Raw genomic sequence first — 18,730 nt, 5'->3', positions numbered from 1 at the left:
AGTCACATGGCACTAAGTCAATCATCACTAGAGAGTAAGCTCGTCAGTGAGCTAGAAAGCAGAGGCTTTGTTACTACAGGCCCACATGCCTTTGCAGGGAAGATGGCCGAAGCCATAGCCGCCGCAGTCGTAGCCGAAATCACCAGCAACGCCCAAGTGCAAGTCACAGGCGGTTCCAGCGCCGGCACATACAAAGTTAAATAATAGATAAAGCCACACGTAAGCTCAGCCAAGTGCTGGGCTTTTTGTTGTCTACAGAAGGGTAAAACTATTGGTGCGGGTTCGGTTCCTGTCGTGGGGCTCGAACCCACGCCCAGATATTACCGTCCAGTTTTATCACGGAAACCATTCACACAGAGAATCCGCGCCACGAAATCCGCACACGTCCTCCCCTCCTACGGGCTTTTTATAATTTTTTTATTTCAGTTTTAGATTATTGCAGTTCATAGGCGCAGCCAGCGCCATTCCTAGGGCTTTTAATGGATCGAAGATCTGAAATGATCGCGATTAATTTCACTGTTTTACAGTTCCATACAGGAACGCTGAGAGATTAAGCAATCTTGAAAGCCGCATGAATGCTAGGTTTTCGCTGGATTCCGTGGGGTTTTAACAAGAAAGGCTAAAAATTAGAAAGGTGATCAAACACAATAAAAACATTAAGTTAGATAAAAATAAAACTGAAATAAAAAAAGAGGGTAAAGCTTACCAGCAACGAACTAAGGTAAAGGGCATTTGTGGGCAACTTTTGAAACTGCGTGGGCAATTTGTGGACATTCAGATGTGACAAAGGGTTAGCCTTTCGGCTAACCCTTTGTTTTAATTGGTGGAGGCGGCGGGGCTCGAACCCGCGTCCAAAAAGCCTACATCCTCGGCACTACATGCTTAGTCTCTCTTTTGGTTAACCAAGTACACTCCGAAAGACAGGATTGCAATTGGCGAGTCCAGTACTGTTTCGCGGTTCACCCCTGAACAAGGTTCCCTCGCTATCAAATGTAAAGGTGACCATCTATATACTCTGCCCATTTGAGAAACGTGAGCAAGATGGCTAGCTAGCCTAAGCTGCTAGAGCGTAGTTATCGTCGTTTGCAACTATAACTGTGCGGCTTTTTACGAGGCCAACCGCCCCTCGGCATGCTCCTAGGGTTTCGTGAATCTTGTCGAATCCAGAATCGCCCCCAAGTACAAACTGATTGTAACCTGTGTATTCCCTTATAAACAAGGATAAATAGTACAAGTTAAATCGATTGTTCGTTATCCGTACGCTTTTTCCGTTGTAACTTATTGTTGAACGGCTTTTTTCATCGTACGTGATTTTTCAATCTTCCACTCGCGCTCTTTGGTGTCATCACGCTTGTCGTGTTCTTTCTTACCTTTACCTAGGCCAATTTCAATCTTGACCCATGCACCTTTGCGCCAGTACATAGAGATAGGTACGATAGAATAGCCTTGACGATCCACTAAGCCTTGTAACTTGTCCAGCTCGCGACGATTAAGCAGTAGCTTACGATCACGCATAGGATCACATACCACATGTGTCGATGCAGTATTGAGTGGAGTGATAGTGCAACCAAATAGGTAAGCTTCACCATTTCTCAGGAACACATAGCTCTCAGATAGGTTTACTTTACCCACACGAATTGCTTTTACTTCCCAGCCCATTAAGGACAAGCCAGCTTCAAATTTTTCTTCAAATTTGTAGTCGAAAGTGGCGCGTTTATTACGTGCTATCGTCGCTGGTGGGTTCTTTGATTTCTTTGCATTATTCTTAGCCATAGGCAGCCATTATACTCGCGCTAAACAAATATGGAATTGGCCAAATGAATTTATTACAAGTTTTATCTCTTTGCTGAGAGAGTTTGTCTGCTTTTTAGGCGCTCAAGAGGCTAGCACAGTATCAAAGGTGCGTTTTTTTGTGTTCATGTTAAAATCGGCCTTTCGTGTTTAATTACTGAGTACCGTTCGACAGATGCCGCAAATTTCTCGCAGTGTATTAGTGCGCTTCAGCGCGATGCAGATGTATGACCTAGTCAATGATGTTGAGTCTTATAAAGAGTTCTTGCCCGGTTGTGTCGGGGGCAAGGTCCTAGAGTTTGATGGCAAAACTATGGTCGCTTCGGTGGATGTTGCAAAGGCGGGGATCAGTAAAACCTTTACCACACGTAATCAGGTTATTCCTGGTAAAAGTATTCAACTGCAGTTAGAGAGCGGCCCGTTTAAAGAACTTGTTGGTGAGTGGAAGTTTACCGAACTGACCGAAGATGCCTGCAAGGTCGAGTTTGAGTTGAGTTTCGAGTTCTCAAGCTCTATTGCCGACTTGGCTTTTGGTAAAATATTTAAAGAGTTGATGGCGTCAATGGTGACGGCATTTACCAGTCGTGCAAAGGTGATTTATCAATGAGTAACGAACCAACCCCATTTATGGTCGAAGTGATTTATGCGCTGCCCAAGCAGCAAAAGCTGATTAAGGTCAATGTCACACCGGGAACCACTTGTATTGAGGCGGTCAAATTAAGTGACATGCAGCTTTATTTCCCAGAGATTGACCTAGATACCGTCAAGCTTGGTATTTTTAGCCGCTTAGTTAAACATGATGAGGTGTTACAGCCAGGGCAGAGGGTTGAGATCTATCGCCCATTGATCGCCGATCCTAAAGATGTGCGCCGTAAGCGAGCTGAGAAAGCCAAAGATGAAGGCCGAGTTAATAAGAAGACTGGTAGTAAGCTTTAATAAACCTCAGTCGTTTTAATAAAGAACAGCGATAAAAAATGGCGATCCCTAAAAGGGTATCGCCATTTTTGTATTTATCTCAGTGGTTAGTTATTCAAACTTTTCAGAGAGCGTCTCAGGTTGAGTTTCTTTCTCTTCAACTAACGGTTCTGCTTGAGGGCGTTGCTCTGGGATCAGTGGCTCACCTTCAGGTGTATTGATCTCAGGTAACCTACTCTCTTCGAGTGGTGTATTGAACTCAGGACTTAGCTCATAATCGCCTTTCACTTCGACAAGCTTATCGCCATCGAAGTTTAGAATAAGCTCTTTATGGATGATGCTCGCATCACGACCACTCTTGTAGTGGTAGACATAATACCAAGTGTCGTCAGAAAAACTGTCGCGTAAAACCGGACGGCCAAGCACGTATTCAACCTGCTCTTTAGTCATATCAATACGTAATTTTTCGACTTGCTGTTTTTCCATATAGTTACCCTGAGGGATATCAGGCTTATAGATCAACCAGTCAAAAACACCACAGCCACTAAGTGATAACGAGAGCGCAGCAGCGCCCAAAAGGGTAAGACTTTTCTTTTTAATTGTCATTGAATGCGCTACTTCATAAAAATCTGTCGGTCATAATACCCAAGCACTCCCCCTTATGACAAGGGCTATTGCGTCAAGCCGTGCTTGGAGCGTAATTCTTTAGTTCAATTCAGGATTTAACATTAAACCCTAATTAATGAATATATGGAGTCGGAAATACCGAAGAAGTTCATTATCTATAGCTATTGAGCTGATTAGTCGCTTCGTTTTGTCATTTAATCTTAGATAAGACTACCTTGTTATCTACCTCAAATAATTCACTTTACCTTACTGATAAGAAAGCTTTTACTGAAAGTCATTCAGGCCACTTTGAGAAAGAAGACGCACTAGTCTAATTCTGGTTTAAGTTGCAGAAATGTTGTGTTAAGTTAACATTGTTTTTTCATGAAATTTAAGCCTTTAAATCTAACCTTAGAAATCCAAGTATGAAGCCAAAGCCCTGAAAGTTAAGCTTTGGTCAGCGGCTGTAAAAAATTAGCTAGAACAAGAATAAAGTTTACATCGATAGGCAGAGAGTAGATGACAACAGAAAAAGGATCTTTGGTTTGTGTCGGCACCGGGCTCAATTTAGCCGGACAAATTAGCATATTGAGCAAAAGCTATATTGAGTACGCTGATGTGGTGTTTTCTCTGGTACCTGATGGGTTTGCCCAGCATTGGCTGGAGTCGCTTAATCAAGATGTGCGCAGTCTTCAGCCCTATTATGCTCGAGAGGGAGAAGTTAAAAGCCGTCGCGATACCTATGAGCAGATGGTGGCCGCTATTTTGGAGCAAGTGCGCTTAGGCAAAAAAGTCGTCTGTGCCTTATATGGTCACCCAGGCGTGTTTGCTTGTGTGTCTCACTTTGCGATTGCTAGAGCTAGAGGAGAGGGCTATCAGGCACAAATGGAGCCGGGCATTTCTGCTGAGGCCTGTTTATGGGCCGATGTGGGCATCGATCCCGGCGCTTCTGGTCATCAAAGTTTCGAAGCCAGCCAGTTTATGTTCTATAAGCATACTCCAGATCCAACAACCCACCTCTTGTTATGGCAGATAGGCATTGCTGGCGAGCACACCTTAACCGAATTTCATACTTCATCGGATAGATTACAGGTTTTAGTGGAGCAACTTAATGAGTGGTATCCGCTTGAGCATGAAATCGTGCTCTATGAGGCGCCTAATTTGCCGACTCAGACTCCGAGAATAGAGAGAATAGCATTGAAACAACTGCCATTTGCGCAGCTTTCAGCTATCACGACCTTGCTTATTCCGCCTTCGCGGGAGCTTGAGTTTAACCATGAGGTATTGGCCAAGCTTGGGATCACCGCAGAAGAGCTAGGCTAAATATAACGATAACGTGTTTCATTTAATTTAAGGGATTAAAAATGTCAAAGTTTAATCAGTTTTTCGAGAAATAAGGTTTAAATGCAAAGTTGTTAGCTGGGTATAAACAAAATCCTCAAGCGGTGGCGCGGGCCAATGGCCTAGGTGATGAGCTCCAAATGGTGAATTCGGATGATATTAACCAGTTAAAGCCATTGTCGGGTACTAAGAGTGTCAGAGGTTTTTCAGCTTATCTATGCAAACAAGAAATTGAGAAGTAAAAAAGTAAAAGTGAAAAGTAAAACAAACCAAAGATGTTCATTTAATTTAAGGGAATATAAATGTCAAAGTTTAATGAGTTTTTCGAAAAGTTAGGTTCAGATGCCAAACTACTAGAGGAGTATAAGCAAGATCCTCAAGGTGTGATGCAGGCCAATGGTCTAAGTGATGATGAAATCCAAGCGGTGATGTCGGGCGATGACAACCAGATTAAATCACTATCAGGTGGCCAGAATTATCGTTCGCTTATTTTGATCTATTCATCTGATAAAAAATAAAGTATGAAATTAATTGTAGCTTTATGCCTTACTTTTATTCTTTTCTGTCCAGTTTATGGGGAGGAAAGTAAGGTTCGCTACGATTTAGCCTTGTCTCAAATTGATAAGGCTATTAGCTCTTCTCCTGAAGAAGTCGAGGAGTTAATTGATAATTTGCTTACTTCTTGGGATGGGCTAACTCAACAGCAGCAATTTAGATTGATTGTTTATCAAGCTATTCAAAAGAGCTATGCAGGAGAGTATCAATCTTCTAAGGAATTATTGCTAAGCGTTGAAAATTATGATCTAAGTGATGAGCTATTGACGGATATTTATCAATATCAATCCGCAAATTTACTTGGTTTACGACAGTATAGCGAAGCATTTCAGTTGATGGATAGCTACCTAAAAAAAATTAAGGTAGGCGATGATCTTGATACTAAGGCTGGCGCCTATGTTAGGTTGGCTAATTTAGCGTTAAACCTAGATGCTAATGAAGAACTTAGAGAATACAGTGAGCGGGCGCTTTTATATACTAAAGAAGGTAATAGTCGGCTTCGTTGTTTTTCACTAATTTTGAGTTCATATGCAGACTTGAATGAATTTAAATACTTAGAAGCCGAGAAAGGGTTTGCTCGGAGTAAGGCATATTGTGAAAACAAAGAATTTCCTTTATTCGGTTTCGTGTCTGGAAAAGGTTTGGCTGAAATAGCCATAAAAATGGATGATTTTCAAAGAGCGGAGGTACAACTTAATGAGATCCTTGCCGGATACATTAAGTATGGCTATAAAGCGGAGATAATAAGTGTTCATGCTTTGCTTGCCAAGACAAGCCTGCGACTCAAGAAGTATTCTCAAGCTGAAGAGTATGCTAATAAAGTGATGGGGTTAAGTGATGAACCCAGTAATGTCGGATATAAAGCCATTGCCGCGAAAGTATTGTCGCAGCGATACTTAGAGTCAAAGCAGTACAAACTTGCACATGATTACCTTGAGTCCCATCAACACTATAGTAATTTAGTCCTCGATGACACTAAAGCCAAGGCTAATGCCTATCAGATGGCTAAGTTTAAACACCAAGAGCAGGCACGAGAAATCGCATTACTCAATCAGGAGCGGCAGCTGGTAGAGGCGCAGAAAGAGCTAGATCGTTCTGACAAGACAAATGATGTGATGATTATGACTATGTTAGCGGGGAGCGTAATCTTCCTGTCGCTGTTTTTATTGTATAGCCACAGGCAAAAGCAGCGTTACCGGAAGTTGGCCTTAACAGACAGGCTAACGGGTGTTTATAATCGCGGCGCGGGTCAGGACTTTGCCGAGAACGAGTTCGTACAAGTTAGTTTGCGTAAAGCACACTTTTCTGTGGTTGTGCTTGACTTAGATCTGTTTAAAAACATCAATGACAGCTTCGGTCATGCAACCGGAGACTGGGTGCTAAAACATGTGGTGTCGGTGATCAAACCACTTATTCGTGATAGCGACATTTTTACTCGCATGGGAGGTGAAGAGTTTGCCCTTTTTCTGCCCTATTCTTGCGAGAAAACAGCACTGAAGATAGCCGAGCGTTGTAAGGACGCGATAGAAGCGATCGATACCAAGTACTCAGGGCATGTGTTTAATATTAGTGCGAGCTTTGGTGTATCGAGCAATGACCGAGAGGATCTCAGTTTAGATCCGGTTTTAAAGCGTGCCGATATTGCGCTTTATGCATCGAAACACTCGGGTCGTAATAGGGTAACGTTATATAGTCCAGAGCTTGAGCTGCAGAGCAAAAGCGACGAGACTCAGCGCTCACTGGTATTTAATTAACATTCGACCATTATCTAATGAGTTTCTAGCTAGGCATGAGTTTTGTCCTAGTCTGGTTTAGCTAGAATCGAGACAGAGTTGAGCTATTCCAGCAGATAACAATAATCGATATTGGTCATTCCTTACTATTAAACTGAACTGCTATCCCTTGAGGCCTTAAGCGCCATTTCTGTTATGTTTATTTAGTTGCTAATCCGACTAAGCAGCTTCTTAGCTTATCTATTCCTTACCCTTACCCTTACCGTGTTCAATTAAACCTTTTCAATTAATCTAGCTCAATGACATTAGCCGATATCCGTTTGTTGTAGTGCCTGTTTAGGTAGGAGTTTTAAACTTTTTTCGGCTTGAACCAATGTTTTTTGAGATGTTGGTCACTATTTATCGTCAGGGAATCGATAACAGTCTAGCCATACTTACATTTCGTTAACGTAAACGTAAATTTCAAACATGCGTTTGAAATCGGTTTTGTCTGTTACTTATTTAAGTTTTTGTTTTAATGTACTTTTATAGATTAACCTAGAGGTGAGGAGTAAACGCAGCGCTGAATAGATATGATGTTAGCTTAAGCTTTTTGCTGGCAAGTTATGTTAACGCTGTGAAATATAATAACGAACTTAGTTTTACTCTTCGCTCTATGGTCAATTTGTCTTACAAGTCTTAGTTCTTAATTTCTATAATTTATTCATTCTTGTTTTTATCCAAGTTAATCAGATGGTTATATCATTTCGTCTCTGCTGTGTGATTGTGGTTTTACGCAGTTGAAACAGCTCTTTACTGACATAGGCAGGGACGGTGCGGGCTTGCAACTAAAACTTTTAGTCAGTAGGTTTTGTTGTAAATCAACAGATGCCGACTTAGGGCGCTTAGTACCAACGAACAAGTTATATGGCTTAGCCCATATGGGGATAAGCCATAAGAAATAAGTCATAGGTTTGAAGGCTCGAAGCAAGCATAACTATAAGAGAGTGGGTGTTTTGAGCTTTTTAAGCTTGCACACTTGCGACCGAATGCTGTCAATGTTTGGTGTCATCGAGGATATGGGAAAGTTTTAGGAGATATAAAAGATGACAGAGCAACTAACTGCATTAGAGAGTGCTGACACATTGGTGTCGAGCCAAGAGTTACAGATTATCGGGCCTACAGTTGCAAATCAGGAACAAGTGCTGACCGAAGGCACACTGTGTTTGCTTAAAGCCTTGTGTAAGCAGTTTGCCCCTGAGGTGCCTAATTTATTAGCCAACCGGCAGGCTAAGCAAGCGCGCTTCGATTCAGGTGAGTTGCCCGATTTTTTAGAGGAGACAAAATCGCTACGCCAGCGAGACTGGCAGATCCGCGGTATTCCAAAAGACCTGCAAGACAGACGTGTAGAGATCACCGGTCCTGTGGATCGTAAGATGGTGATCAATGCGCTTAATGCTAATGCCAAAGTGTTTATGGCCGACTTTGAAGATTCATTGGCTCCTAGTTGGCATAAAGTCGTACAAGGGCAAATTAACCTGCGTGATGCAGTAAATGGTGATATTAGCTACACAGCAGAAACAGGTAAGCATTATTCTTTGAGTGATAATCCTGCTGTACTCGTCTGCCGAGTGCGTGGCCTACACATGCAAGAGCGGCACGTACAGTTTGGTGGCGTTGCCATTCCCGCTGGTTTGTTTGATTTTTGCGTCTACTTCTACAATAACTATCGCAAGTTACTCAGTAAAGGCAGCGGACCTTACTTTTATATCCCTAAGCTAGAGAGTCATTTAGAAGCAAGGTGGTGGGCAAAAGTGTTCGCCTTTGTTGAAGAGCGTTTCTGTTTGCAGCCTGGTACGATTAAGTGCACCTGCTTAATTGAAACCCTTCCGGCAGTGTTTGAAATGGATGAGATCTTGTATGAGCTTCGCTCTAACATAGTTGCCCTGAACTGTGGCCGTTGGGACTATATCTTTAGCTATATTAAAACCCTAAATAACCATAGTGATAGAGTGCTGCCCGATAGGCAGTCGGTCACCATGGATAAGCCATTCTTAAGTGCCTACTCTCGCTTGCTGATCAAAACCTGTCATAAGCGTGGCGCCTTAGCCATGGGCGGCATGGCCGCCTTTATTCCCTCCAAGGATGCGCAGATAAACCAGCAAGTGCTGGCTAAGGTTAAACAAGATAAGCAGTTAGAAGCGCGTAATGGTCATGATGGGACTTGGGTTGCTCATCCAGGGCTGGCCGACACTGCAATGGCCATTTTTAACGAGTACATAGGTGAAGATCATATCAATCAACTACACATTACCCGCGATGTTGATGCGCCTATTCACGCCAGAGAGTTACTCGAACCCGCAAAGGGGGAGTGCACGGAGGCGGGTATGCGTCTCAATATTCGAATCGCACTGCAATATATCGAGTCTTGGATTAATGGCAACGGCTGTGTCCCTATTTACGGATTGATGGAAGATGCGGCCACCGCCGAAATATCTCGTACCTCTATCTGGCAGTGGATTAAGCATCGTCAACAATTATCCTCAGGAGAGGTGGTGACTCCATCGCTATTTAAACAGATGTTGGTGGAAGAGCTTGCCAATGTGAAAGATGAAGTGGGAGCAGATCGTTTCACACACGGTCGATTTACTCAGGCGGCAGTGCTGCTAGAGCAGATCACAACTTCAGATGTTCTGGTCGATTTCTTAACAGAGCCGGGATATCAAATGCTGGTGGAGTAAGCCCCATCTTATAAAAGTTTGGCTGCATTTTGTAGCTTGTGTCCCCCGCACAGTATTCCTACGTGCTGTGCGGGTTTTTATTCGTTACCCTTTTTGTATCATTTTTGCTTGTGATTATCGGCTCTTCGGAGCCTTTTTTTTTGCAAAAAATTATTGAAATTGGCACGGCTTCTCTCGTGTTTACTCAGGCAAAGGTATAAGGTTAATGGCATGTAATTATTCGGTGTTATCTATTAACCGCTAAACAGTTTAACCACTACACTGTGAATATAGGTTTTTGCAGCTATTAGGTGATTTACCAAAATGAAGCTGTGTTTCTGGCGACGGGAATAAAGTGAAATTATAACCCCACGTTAGTTTGAGGCTAGATGGTGTCGCGGTAAAAGGTGAAAGACACGTGAAAACAACTAATTTTGAAAACAATAAGTTCAAAGGGGTTGAGTATTGGACTAATCGCATCAGCGACCAAGAGATGCCAGCACTTTGCTCAACGGTTAAAACATTAGAAAAGCTTGCAAAGGATGATGTGTCTTCATTGTCGATTCTGGGTAAGAGTGTGATGCACGATAATGCGTTGACCTCCAGAATTCTACGAGTGGCAAATAGTGTCACCTATAGTAAAGGTATAAGCCAAGTCACCACGGTGAGTCGAGCAGCTGTGGTTTTAGGTTTTGATACTATTAAGAATATTTGCATCACCGCTAAGTTACTCAGCAGTTTACTAGAGGCTGAGGGACTGTCAGAGAACGTCTACAATCGAATGATTAAGCTGATGGCACAAGCATTTTTGGCGGCAATGCTGACTAAAACATTGCTTAAGGATTATGACGAGGAGCTTCAAGAGGAGGTGTTTATTGCCTCTTTACTCTATCACTTAGGTGAAAGTGCATTTTGGAGTACAGGTTGTGGAGAAACCTTAGTATTAGATAGTAAGTTAAGCCGTTGCGACACGGTGGCGGAAGCGAATAAGGCTATTCGTGATGTGCTAGGGGCAAGCTTTGAGCAGTTATCAGTGGGGCTTGCGCGTAACTGGGGCTTAGGCAGTTTACTGATAAAATCACTCAGTTTACCAGATGAACGCACCCCTGAGGTGCGTAGTATCTTCCTCGCCAATAAGCTCAGTGAGCTATTATGCCAAGATAGTCCCAATATGGCCGAGCTGTCGAAGCGATTAAAGCAAACGGCGGATATGCTAGGTATTGAGGTCGATGAGCTAAAGGGACGTATGCTGCGTTGCCATAAAGCAACGAAAACCATGGCCGATGCCTATGGTGCTCGAATTTTACTTGAGTACTTGCCTAGCCCTAAGCACTTAAACGAAAAATTTGAGAAACAAGAGCCTGAACCCGTTATTTATGCCCCCAATGTTAACCATCAGCTGGAGTGCTTACGCGAACTAACGCAATGTGCGTTAAATAGGGAGGACTTTAATCAGGTACTTTCTATTGCGCTTAAAGGCATTTTGACTGGCGTTGGAGTCGATCGTTGCTGTGTGTTGTTACTGAGCCCTAATCGTAAGTTGTTGCAGCCAAGAATTGTACTCGGCGATGAGGCAGAAAAGGTAAAGGCTTCATTTAATATAAGGCTAGAGAGTGGCCAGAATGTTTTTCAAGACTGTATCTCTTTGAAAGAGCCTTTGTTTGTTGATAACCCACACTCTGCCAAGTGGCGCTTGTATATGGATGATGATGTTAAAGCCATTACTGGCGCTACAGGGTTTATGTTAGCACCACTCATCATGGAGCATACTGTGATTGGAGTGATCTATGCCGATAGAGACGTCTCTGGTCGACGTTTAATGGCGGAGGATTTTGCAAACTTTACTCATGTGGTTAACATGGCGAATGTTTGCTTCTCTGCAGTAGCAAAGTAGCGCCTATATAATGGTATAAAGCGCTACTTATCTAACCTAGCAAAGCTTGTGTGAATTGTTTTATATGGTTTTTGGTGAAGAAGTTAATTGAACTTCACTTAATGCTTGTCCGCTGCTTTTATCTGCTCTGTAATAGACTTAGCGATGCCATTGGGGATTGGAAAGCTCAAATGGTATTGGGCAATTTTCCAGCCTTGTGGGGTTTTGATTAAGGTGCCGGTGCCACGGCTCACGCCATAAGAGGGGCTTGATAAAATCTCATCAAACCAAATGACATCACCGTGCAGGGTCATCTGTCTGCTTATCAAGTCATAACGCCAACCTTGAGTTGGTCTCGCATATTTTTCAAACTCCGCTTTATCCCAATGTTCATTTACATCTGTACCAATAAAAATGCCTTTATCATCATACAGGGCAAAGTAGTTATCCCAGTCTGCAGCCGAAGAGTATTGGTTTAAGGCGTCCAAAACTGCAGCAGCTTGCTGCTTATCGCTGTTTGGCGTGTCGTTAGCCGATAGGTTCATTGAAAAGGGGATTAATAACAGTAGGGCTAAGCCCCATGCTTTTGAAGAGGGCAGAGTGAACATAAGTATCCTTGTTCTGAATTCTTGTATTATTTGTCGTCTATCGATTTTATCGTGGTTAAGATTTTAGTGCCAATTAACCGGATCGAGCTGATAAAAACCGCTGAGTTCTCGGTATAGATCGGGGTGCAAGGCGATAAACTCATGGGGACGTTCGAAGAATACTTCGCTGATCACCGCAAAAAACTCTGCAGGATTGGTGGCACCATAGTAGTTAAACAGGGACTGCTCACCGGTTTGACTCGCTCTGACCAGAGTTTGATATTCCCTCATCAAGACTTCAGACCAAGAAGCGTAGTCTTGGCGATGTTTGAGGGGAGGGGCACCATTGGCTCTGCCATCTTCTTGATCGAGTTGATGCGCAAACTCATGGATCACAACGTTACTTCCATCATCGGGAACCGCTGCATCGAACTTGGTGGTTTGCCACGATAAGATCACCCTGCCGTGTTGCCATGACTCCCCTGAGAGCACCCGGCGGTGATTTGATACTAGGCCATCACCGTTTTGTTGTTCTCCTTCAACAATGAAAGGGGATGGGTAGATAAGGATCTCTTTTAGTGTGGGATAGAAATTAGTTTGTCGATTAAGCAGTAAAAGGCAGGCTTGAGCGGCAACTGTCACTCGAATATCATCATCAATTTGTAGGCCATCACAGCCGACAAAACGTTTCTCTGCGATAAAGACCTGAATATGTTTCTTGAGCTGTAACTGGAGATCTGTGGGTAAGACGCGAAAAAATGGAATGCGTTTTTTTAATATGTCGCGCCATTCTCGAGGGAAGGGCTGCTTGGTGATGACTTTACGTCGACGTCTGTCACGCCATGAGCTGCTTGCAATCCAGCCGATGGCGGCAATACTAAGCAGAATAACAACAGAAATTGCCAACATAAATTTCCTAGCCATTGAGTAAGGTTGCGTTACTTACGATATATGGTGCTTATGACTAAAATTCAAGCATGGTGAGTTTTTCAGGTGGATGCTGGGAGTTATATCTGTTGGTATTAATATTTAGCGATTAGAAAAAAATGCTGGCAATACAGTACTTCAAAACTGTTCGTCAACTGCCAGCGAAGGGAAGGGAGAGTTACTCTTATATCCTTGGTTTTATCATCGATTATTCAACAACTGTTATTCAACGATAATGCTTTTCTCTTTTGCTCTTCTTTGTTCTGGGCTCAAATTAAAGTGGTGTTCGATTAGAAAGCGAATGAGTTTAGACTTAGCGACATCACAGTCATCGGCTAGCTCGGCTAAGTGGGCAATGGCAGATTCAGTTAGGGTGAACGTGGCCTTTCTTACTGGGAAATCGCCTTTTTTAACCGTTAATACCTTTTCAGCTAGGCGCTCAACCTTATAGCTATCAGCATTTCTTAAGTTAGCTAGACCCTCTCGCTGAGAATAGCGTTCTAAGTCCACCAATTCACTTTGCTTGGGAGCTTGCTCTTCTTGTCCAAGAGCATATCGGCTAGCATCATTGATGAAATCATCGATGAGATCTTCGAGCGCTAATTGGCTCGTTTGGATCTGCCTATGGGTGATGCTAGACGGCGTAGAGTTTTTCTTGAGATCTGCCAGACCCATAATTACCTCTCATCTTATTCATTTGCTTTTCAGCAAGCTGATTACGAACTTCGGTGGCGTTTGCAACCTCAAGCATCTCACAGGCAATGCCTCGTATTTCTCCGGCAGCCTTACCCTTAGGCTCGATCTCGAGTACCGATAGGCCAGACTCTTCACTGTCATCGTAGATATTTCGGCTGTAGGTAATGGAATCTAAAACATTGATGTCGTAAGTCTTACAAACATCTTTTGCTTCGAAGATGCGGTTGGCTTGATTCGGTAAGCTTGGACATTGAGTAATAACAAAAGTGGCACGCATCTTGGGATTAATCATCATACAGGTGGCGACGATATCATCCATGTGGCTGACCGTTTTTAGGTCGCGACGCTTTGGTCGAAGAGGCATTAGCACGTGTGAGGCCACCGACATGGTTGCACGTAATGCTAAGTTATCTTGACCACCACAATCGACAATTACATAGTCGTAATGCTGCTCTAGACTGAGAAGATCGTTGCGAATTTTACCATAGAGCTGCACGCAGTTGATGCTGGGGAGCTCAGGGTTATTATTGCGGGCGTGGATCCAGTCTGACGTTGTGCGTTGAGGATCGCAATCGACCATAATAACAGAGGCTCGGCATTCAGCTGCTAGAAATACAGCGATATTTTGGGCTAGGCAACTCTTGCCACTGCCACCTTTTTCGCCACCAACGAGTATGATCATATTTATATCCTCTTTGTACGCGATGAATTTTATTGACTGATCTTCATAAAATGAAATGGGTGATAGTTTGCGTACGGTTAAATGTGTTGAGCTTGTTAACCTAGGTATTTAACTCACCTTATCTCTCACCTGTCAGATTAATCTAGGTTGCATAGCTAACTTCGTCAACCGTATGATTTTTGACGTATTTATTTTCTTTGACTCGTGATTATTTTTTGACGTTCAGGGTGTTTTTGATGGTTTTTTGGCGCTGCTCGCCAGGTGTTGAAATCTGTGGTTATTTGTTAAATTAATTAACTGCTTAGCTGTGTAGGACGGAAATTAGCAACTCTTACTTATAGACTTTGCTGCGCTAACAAGCTTATATCAAGTCAGTTAATCTTATATAAGTTATAGATACCTGATTTTATATGCATAAATAATATAGTTGTTTGAGGACTAAAATCGGCGAAAAGTCGTCTACTTTTTGTCGGTACCGATAAATCTGTAATTTTATCTAGCTTTGATAGAATACGATTTGAAAATAGAATCGTTCCTATGATTGAACACAGAGACTCATTTAAGATGGATGAAAAGCTGTTACTCGAAGCCATTACCCAGAAAATGCCTTTTGGAAAATATGCGGGAAGGCGTCTACTCGAACTGCCGGAACCTTATCTGGTTTGGTTCCATTCAAAAGGTTTTCCTGAGGGAAAACTAGGTCAGCAGTTAGCCTTAATGTATGAGGTTAAGCTCAACGGCTTAGAAGGGATGCTGCAACCTATATTAGATGAGGCCAAACGCTCTTAAAGAGTTTGCCACTATTCGACTATAGGTTGGCTGCAACAAAGAAAGTTCCGTGGTAGAAACTAAAATATCTGGTTATGAGAGTTGGATCTAATAGTTGAGTTTTTAGGCCAATTTAGTTGTGATTAATTAGAGATTTATAATCTATTGCATGCTTTAATATTGATGAATTGATAACTTATTTAAAGGAAATCTCCGATGATAGCTAAATTAGTGAAATTGGCTGCAGCAGCAACTCTAGCACTGGGTATCTCAAGCGCATGGGCACAAGGCGTTATGCATGAAGGTACTGTCATGGACACTATGAATGGCGGCGGTTATACCTACGTTCAGATCAAAGAAGCCGATAAGACTTTTTGGGCAGCGGGTCCACAGGTTGAAGTAAAGAAAGGCGATACTGTTGTTGTTCAAGAGCAGATGTGGATGAGCGACTTTAGCAGCAAAACCCTAAACCGTACTTTCGATAAGTTACTGTTTGTTGGTCGCATCGATAAGAAGTAATTGTTACTTTGACACCTTAAGCTAAGTAAGCTTGGCTTTAGAGAGTCAACTTGAAATGGCGTAGACTGAGTCTACGCCATTTTCTTTTTTGCTAAACTGCCGCACAATAGCCTTTTCACTCTGTTTTCGCCCATGTTAAAAATCATTCCGTATCAAAAATGTTATGCACCTGATGTATCTGTATTGGCACATATGGCCATCAGCAAGATAAGTGATGACATTTATACGCAGCAGGAAAAGTCGGCTTGGTCCTATGCGCCGCGATCGAGTTATCACTGGCATAAGCGTTTGTTACGCTCAAAAAGCTGGTTGGTCGTAGACGAGCAACGCATAGAGTCGGGGCGCGCTTTTTGCTGTGGTTTTATCAACTTGGAAACGCACTTTAAAAGTCGCGGCTATATCGATAGCTTGTATGTTCATCCTCAGTACCAGCAACAAGGAGTGGCTGGGCGGCTATATGAGGTATTAGCTCAATGGGCAGTTAACAATGCACTGCCAGAGCTCTTTGTCGATGCATCTAAATTATCTAAGCCACTGTTTGAGTCTCAGGGCTTTAGGCTTCGCCATCGGAGCTATCAAGAAAAACGTGGCATAGTGATTATGGGATATTACATGAGCAAGGCGTTAGCCGCTGTTCCTCAGTCGTAAGTGGCTAGCCTGTATAAAAGGATTTTAACTATGGAAAAAAAGCGTTTTATTGTACGTCCCTTTACCCGCAGTGATGTTGGGCAACTCGCCCAAGTGTTCCACCTTAGTATCAATCAAGGCGCTAGCTCCCACTACAGTGAAGCAGAAAGAGCCGTATGGTCACCCAACCTTCGAAGCAATGATTACTGGTTAACCCGCTTGTCAGGGACTAAAACTTGGGTTGCCGAGTGCGATTTGTGCATTGTGGGCTTTATCAATTTGAAAGCAGATGGCTCGATAACAGATGATTTGAGAGCTGCAGACTTGAAAACAGCGGAAGTGGATTGTTTGTTTACCCACCCAGATTACACTGGAATTGGGGTTGCAAGTGAGCTGTACCGAGCAGTTGAGGAGCACGCTAAGCTGTTAAGACTCAATAGCCTCACCGTTGAAGCTTCATACTTAGCCAAGCCCTTTTTTGAGCAGTTTGCGTTTCAAGTTAAGTGTAAAAATAGTCATCCTCGTGATGGCCAACAATTAGTTAACTTCAGTATGTTTAAAGAGTTAATATAAGGGTAAGCGTTAAAACTCATAGTTAACGATTACCCTTTAAATTGATTTAGCTATCACAATTGATGATGGCTAGTGTAGTGAACCTGGGGCTCAAGCACTTCATCTAATATTTGCGTCTTGCTGATAAAGCGAGTAAAAGCACCTGGGAGGGTTAAGCCTTCAACATCTCGCTGCCAAATAGCTTGTAAGATGGGAAAGTAACCTTCTTTGCCTGAGGTCGTATAGGACGAAGATACCCCTGTGTAGTAGGCGGCTGCATCAACGCGTTGCCATAATGGTTTACCTGCTACTACACGTAATAGCTCAAGTTTAATGATACGTTGCCCAAGCGCTTGCCTACCGTCATAGAAGTATTTTAAGCCATATGTATAAGGAAAACTGCCGGCGCCAGTGCCTATGACACTATTATTGGTTGCGGCGTTAATCGCTGATTCAAGCATCTGAAATAGATACTGGCCCTGGATCTCATAGGTCACCAGAGGAATATCAAAGGGCAGAATCCGACCTATCACCTCAGCTAAGCTAAGTTCGCCTTTATCTAACGATTGGCGGACTCCGCCAGCGTTATGCAGTGCAAAGTCAACATCTATACCTAATTCTCGGGTTTCTTGATACATGCTACGGCTCACCCAAGGTGCAATTTCACTGCCGTGAGGCAGGGCTTTGCTTGGGAGTCTGGTATGTACAAGGCTCTTGGGTACGAAGCCCAATATCTTGTTGTTGAGTGCATCTAAACTCGGACGATATTTCTGTAAAATTTGGTTCTGAACGCGGCTGTCCTCACCATCCCATAGAATAAGTGGGTGAGACTCGAGCGTTAAGCGCACATCTTGGTAATCTTGTGGGCTGACATCGTCAGATGCTTGCAGAATAAACTGCTGATCTAACATGAAGTAATTACCCCCTGTCAGCTCCAATACCTTACCTTTCCCATCGAAGAGGATGTCGGCAATGCCTAAGGTCTCGGCATATTTGCCAGCGTGCACAATGGCGGTATCGTTAACCCGTTCACCATAGGGCATATTCGATAACCCAAGTGCGCTAAAGTCGCCTTGTAGCGTATGTGAGTGGCCACCAACTATAAGGCTGATCCCATCGACTTCTGCGGCCAGCACTTTATCTTGATCCAGTCCAAGATGGCTCAACACGATAATATGGTCGATCCCCTGAGCTTTTAGCTGAGTGACCGTGCGTCGAGTGGTTTGGATTGCGCTGACAAAATGAGTATCTTCATCGGGACGGGCGATCTCTTTCATCTGATCTAAGGTGATGCCGATAATTGCAACTTGTCTGTCTTGTAGCGGCTTTAACAGTACTTTGGCCGTTTGAGAAACTGGGTCGAAGTCCAGCAGATTCCGATGACCACCAAGACGTACTTTCTTCTGTTGGCATTCTTGGCTCAAATCCATGTTGCCCGCCATCAGCGGAAAACGGATATCATTCAGAAAGTCTACAACTGGCTCGCTACCGGCATCAATCTCGTGATTGCCAAGTACCATCGCATCTGGCTGGAGCATATTTAACAGGTCTGAATTGGCCTTACCTTTAAACTCATTGAAATAGAGAGTGCCTTGGAAACTGTCTCCGCCATGCAGAAATAGAAAGCTCTGTTGATTGTCCTTGGCGGCAGCTCTTGCCTGCTTGAGCTGATAGGCGATACGGGCATATCCACCGGTGTGACTATAAAGAGTCAGCTCTTTTGGCTGGGTATCAATCGTAAATTGAATACGGCTAGCATCGAAGTGAGAGTGAGTGTCATTGATGTGGGCAAGTTTTAACTTGTACTGCTCTAATTTAGTTTGTTGCGTTGTCATCTTATTCCTCTGGACCAAACAAGG

The 18,730-nt window shown here is 43.2% G+C and carries 19 protein-coding genes and 1 other RNA gene; 12 read left to right on the top strand and 8 right to left on the bottom strand.

Features of this window, described 5'->3' with window-relative positions; genetic code table 11:
* Positions 1-6 precede the first annotated feature (6 nt).
* Positions 7-204: a hypothetical protein gene (locus K5Q92_RS00955; RefSeq protein WP_108944080.1), complete on the top strand. Its 198-nt coding sequence runs from the start codon at positions 7-9 to the stop codon at positions 202-204.
* Between the two features lie 617 nt (positions 205-821).
* On the opposite strand, the gene ssrA is transcribed toward K5Q92_RS00955, so the two are convergent.
* Positions 822-1,177: a transfer-messenger RNA gene (gene ssrA / locus K5Q92_RS00950) on the bottom strand.
* Between the two features lie 101 nt (positions 1,178-1,278).
* Complete coding sequence (gene smpB / locus K5Q92_RS00945; RefSeq protein WP_202722360.1) at positions 1,279-1,773, bottom strand: SsrA-binding protein SmpB; 495 nt, start codon at positions 1,771-1,773, stop codon at positions 1,279-1,281.
* Positions 1,774-1,966: 193 nt separating this feature from the next.
* Between smpB and K5Q92_RS00940 the strand changes: the two genes are divergently transcribed.
* Positions 1,967-2,398: an SRPBCC family protein gene (locus K5Q92_RS00940; RefSeq protein ID WP_220767182.1), complete on the top strand. Its 432-nt coding sequence runs from the start codon at positions 1,967-1,969 to the stop codon at positions 2,396-2,398.
* Complete coding sequence (locus tag K5Q92_RS00935) at positions 2,395-2,727, top strand: RnfH family protein (RefSeq protein ID WP_220767181.1); 333 nt, start codon at positions 2,395-2,397, stop codon at positions 2,725-2,727. The genes K5Q92_RS00940 and K5Q92_RS00935 overlap by 4 nt, the downstream gene beginning before the upstream one ends.
* Positions 2,728-2,817: 90 nt before the next feature.
* On the opposite strand, the gene K5Q92_RS00930 is transcribed toward K5Q92_RS00935, so the two are convergent.
* The gene (locus tag K5Q92_RS00930; protein ID WP_220767180.1) at positions 2,818-3,312 is read right to left on the bottom strand and encodes an outer membrane protein assembly factor BamE; all 495 of its coding nucleotides are present in this window, start codon (positions 3,310-3,312) and stop codon (positions 2,818-2,820) included.
* A 519-nt stretch (positions 3,313-3,831) separates the two neighbouring features.
* On the opposite strand from K5Q92_RS00930, the gene K5Q92_RS00925 reads away from it, so the two are divergent.
* The 5 genes from K5Q92_RS00925 (at position 3,832) to K5Q92_RS00905 (ending at position 11,534) form a co-directional block, all read left to right on the top strand.
* Positions 3,832-4,635, top strand: coding sequence for an SAM-dependent methyltransferase (locus K5Q92_RS00925; protein WP_220767179.1), 804 nt, complete (start codon positions 3,832-3,834; stop codon positions 4,633-4,635).
* Between the two features lie 320 nt (positions 4,636-4,955).
* Complete coding sequence (locus tag K5Q92_RS00920) at positions 4,956-5,171, top strand: hypothetical protein (protein WP_220767178.1); 216 nt, start codon at positions 4,956-4,958, stop codon at positions 5,169-5,171.
* 3 nt (positions 5,172-5,174) lie between these two features.
* Positions 5,175-6,962, top strand: a complete 1,788-nt coding sequence (locus tag K5Q92_RS00915) for a GGDEF domain-containing protein (protein WP_220767177.1) — start codon at positions 5,175-5,177, stop codon at positions 6,960-6,962.
* Between the two features lie 1,064 nt (positions 6,963-8,026).
* Positions 8,027-9,661 (top strand): malate synthase A, encoded by a 1,635-nt coding sequence (aceB, locus tag K5Q92_RS00910; protein WP_220767176.1) that lies wholly within the window; start codon positions 8,027-8,029, stop codon positions 9,659-9,661.
* Between the two features lie 397 nt (positions 9,662-10,058).
* Positions 10,059-11,534: an HDOD domain-containing protein gene (locus tag K5Q92_RS00905; protein WP_220767175.1), complete on the top strand. Its 1,476-nt coding sequence runs from the start codon at positions 10,059-10,061 to the stop codon at positions 11,532-11,534.
* A gap of 98 nt (positions 11,535-11,632) precedes the next feature.
* Here the strand turns inward: K5Q92_RS00905 and K5Q92_RS00900 are convergent, their stop codons facing one another.
* The 4 genes from K5Q92_RS00900 to K5Q92_RS00885 all read right to left on the bottom strand — a co-directional run bounded on the left by K5Q92_RS00900 (position 11,633) and on the right by K5Q92_RS00885 (position 14,405).
* Positions 11,633-12,058 (bottom strand): nuclear transport factor 2 family protein, encoded by a 426-nt coding sequence (locus K5Q92_RS00900; RefSeq protein ID WP_374758425.1) that lies wholly within the window; start codon positions 12,056-12,058, stop codon positions 11,633-11,635.
* 126 nt (positions 12,059-12,184) lie between these two features.
* Positions 12,185-13,009, bottom strand: a complete 825-nt coding sequence (locus tag K5Q92_RS00895; protein ID WP_220767173.1) for a zinc-dependent peptidase — start codon at positions 13,007-13,009, stop codon at positions 12,185-12,187.
* Between the two features lie 240 nt (positions 13,010-13,249).
* Entirely contained in the window at positions 13,250-13,702 is a 453-nt protein-coding gene (locus tag K5Q92_RS00890) for a CopG family transcriptional regulator (RefSeq protein WP_220767172.1), read from the bottom strand.
* Complete coding sequence (locus tag K5Q92_RS00885) at positions 13,662-14,405, bottom strand: AAA family ATPase (protein WP_220767171.1); 744 nt, start codon at positions 14,403-14,405, stop codon at positions 13,662-13,664. The genes K5Q92_RS00890 and K5Q92_RS00885 overlap by 41 nt, the downstream gene beginning before the upstream one ends.
* A 564-nt stretch (positions 14,406-14,969) precedes the next feature.
* On the opposite strand from K5Q92_RS00885, the gene K5Q92_RS00880 reads away from it, so the two are divergent.
* From K5Q92_RS00880 to K5Q92_RS00865, 4 genes are all read left to right on the top strand, one after another.
* Positions 14,970-15,194: a DUF3820 family protein gene (locus K5Q92_RS00880; RefSeq protein ID WP_108944029.1), complete on the top strand. Its 225-nt coding sequence runs from the start codon at positions 14,970-14,972 to the stop codon at positions 15,192-15,194.
* 195 nt (positions 15,195-15,389) lie between these two features.
* Positions 15,390-15,692, top strand: a complete 303-nt coding sequence (locus K5Q92_RS00875; protein WP_220767170.1) for an NrfJ — start codon at positions 15,390-15,392, stop codon at positions 15,690-15,692.
* 132 nt (positions 15,693-15,824) lie between these two features.
* A complete protein-coding gene (locus K5Q92_RS00870; RefSeq protein ID WP_220767169.1) occupies positions 15,825-16,340 on the top strand; it encodes a GNAT family N-acetyltransferase in 516 nt (171 codons plus the stop codon).
* 30 nt (positions 16,341-16,370) lie between these two features.
* Complete coding sequence (locus tag K5Q92_RS00865; RefSeq protein ID WP_220767168.1) at positions 16,371-16,892, top strand: GNAT family N-acetyltransferase; 522 nt, start codon at positions 16,371-16,373, stop codon at positions 16,890-16,892.
* A gap of 53 nt (positions 16,893-16,945) precedes the next feature.
* Here the strand turns inward: K5Q92_RS00865 and K5Q92_RS00860 are convergent, their stop codons facing one another.
* Positions 16,946-18,706, bottom strand: coding sequence for a bifunctional UDP-sugar hydrolase/5'-nucleotidase (locus tag K5Q92_RS00860; protein WP_220767167.1), 1,761 nt, complete (start codon positions 18,704-18,706; stop codon positions 16,946-16,948).
* Positions 18,707-18,730 lie beyond the last annotated feature (24 nt).

It is taken from the genome of Shewanella sp. MBTL60-007, assembly GCF_019654915.1.
GTDB lineage: Bacteria > Pseudomonadota > Gammaproteobacteria > Enterobacterales > Shewanellaceae > Shewanella.
The sequence above is the reverse complement of the archived record's forward strand: the minus strand, read 5'-3'. Positions and strand labels throughout refer to the sequence as shown.

Coding starts and splice junctions, on each gene's coding strand:
- K5Q92_RS00955 (WP_108944080.1), top strand. CDS start 7: ATGGCACTAAGTCAATCATCACTAGAGAGTAAGCTCGTCAGTGAGCTA.
- smpB (WP_202722360.1), bottom strand. CDS start 1,773: ATGGCTAAGAATAATGCAAAGAAATCAAAGAACCCACCAGCGACGATA.
- K5Q92_RS00940 (WP_220767182.1), top strand. CDS start 1,967: ATGCCGCAAATTTCTCGCAGTGTATTAGTGCGCTTCAGCGCGATGCAG.
- K5Q92_RS00935 (WP_220767181.1), top strand. CDS start 2,395: ATGAGTAACGAACCAACCCCATTTATGGTCGAAGTGATTTATGCGCTG.
- K5Q92_RS00930 (WP_220767180.1), bottom strand. CDS start 3,312: ATGACAATTAAAAAGAAAAGTCTTACCCTTTTGGGCGCTGCTGCGCTC.
- K5Q92_RS00925 (WP_220767179.1), top strand. CDS start 3,832: ATGACAACAGAAAAAGGATCTTTGGTTTGTGTCGGCACCGGGCTCAAT.
- K5Q92_RS00920 (WP_220767178.1), top strand. CDS start 4,956: ATGTCAAAGTTTAATGAGTTTTTCGAAAAGTTAGGTTCAGATGCCAAA.
- K5Q92_RS00915 (WP_220767177.1), top strand. CDS start 5,175: ATGAAATTAATTGTAGCTTTATGCCTTACTTTTATTCTTTTCTGTCCA.
- aceB (WP_220767176.1), top strand. CDS start 8,027: ATGACAGAGCAACTAACTGCATTAGAGAGTGCTGACACATTGGTGTCG.
- K5Q92_RS00900 (WP_374758425.1), bottom strand. CDS start 12,058: ATGAACCTATCGGCTAACGACACGCCAAACAGCGATAAGCAGCAAGCT.
- K5Q92_RS00895 (WP_220767173.1), bottom strand. CDS start 13,009: ATGTTGGCAATTTCTGTTGTTATTCTGCTTAGTATTGCCGCCATCGGC.
- K5Q92_RS00890 (WP_220767172.1), bottom strand. CDS start 13,702: ATGGGTCTGGCAGATCTCAAGAAAAACTCTACGCCGTCTAGCATCACC.
- K5Q92_RS00885 (WP_220767171.1), bottom strand. CDS start 14,405: ATGATCATACTCGTTGGTGGCGAAAAAGGTGGCAGTGGCAAGAGTTGC.
- K5Q92_RS00880 (WP_108944029.1), top strand. CDS start 14,970: ATGGATGAAAAGCTGTTACTCGAAGCCATTACCCAGAAAATGCCTTTT.
- K5Q92_RS00875 (WP_220767170.1), top strand. CDS start 15,390: ATGATAGCTAAATTAGTGAAATTGGCTGCAGCAGCAACTCTAGCACTG.
- K5Q92_RS00870 (WP_220767169.1), top strand. CDS start 15,825: ATGTTAAAAATCATTCCGTATCAAAAATGTTATGCACCTGATGTATCT.
- K5Q92_RS00865 (WP_220767168.1), top strand. CDS start 16,371: ATGGAAAAAAAGCGTTTTATTGTACGTCCCTTTACCCGCAGTGATGTT.
- K5Q92_RS00860 (WP_220767167.1), bottom strand. CDS start 18,706: ATGACAACGCAACAAACTAAATTAGAGCAGTACAAGTTAAAACTTGCC.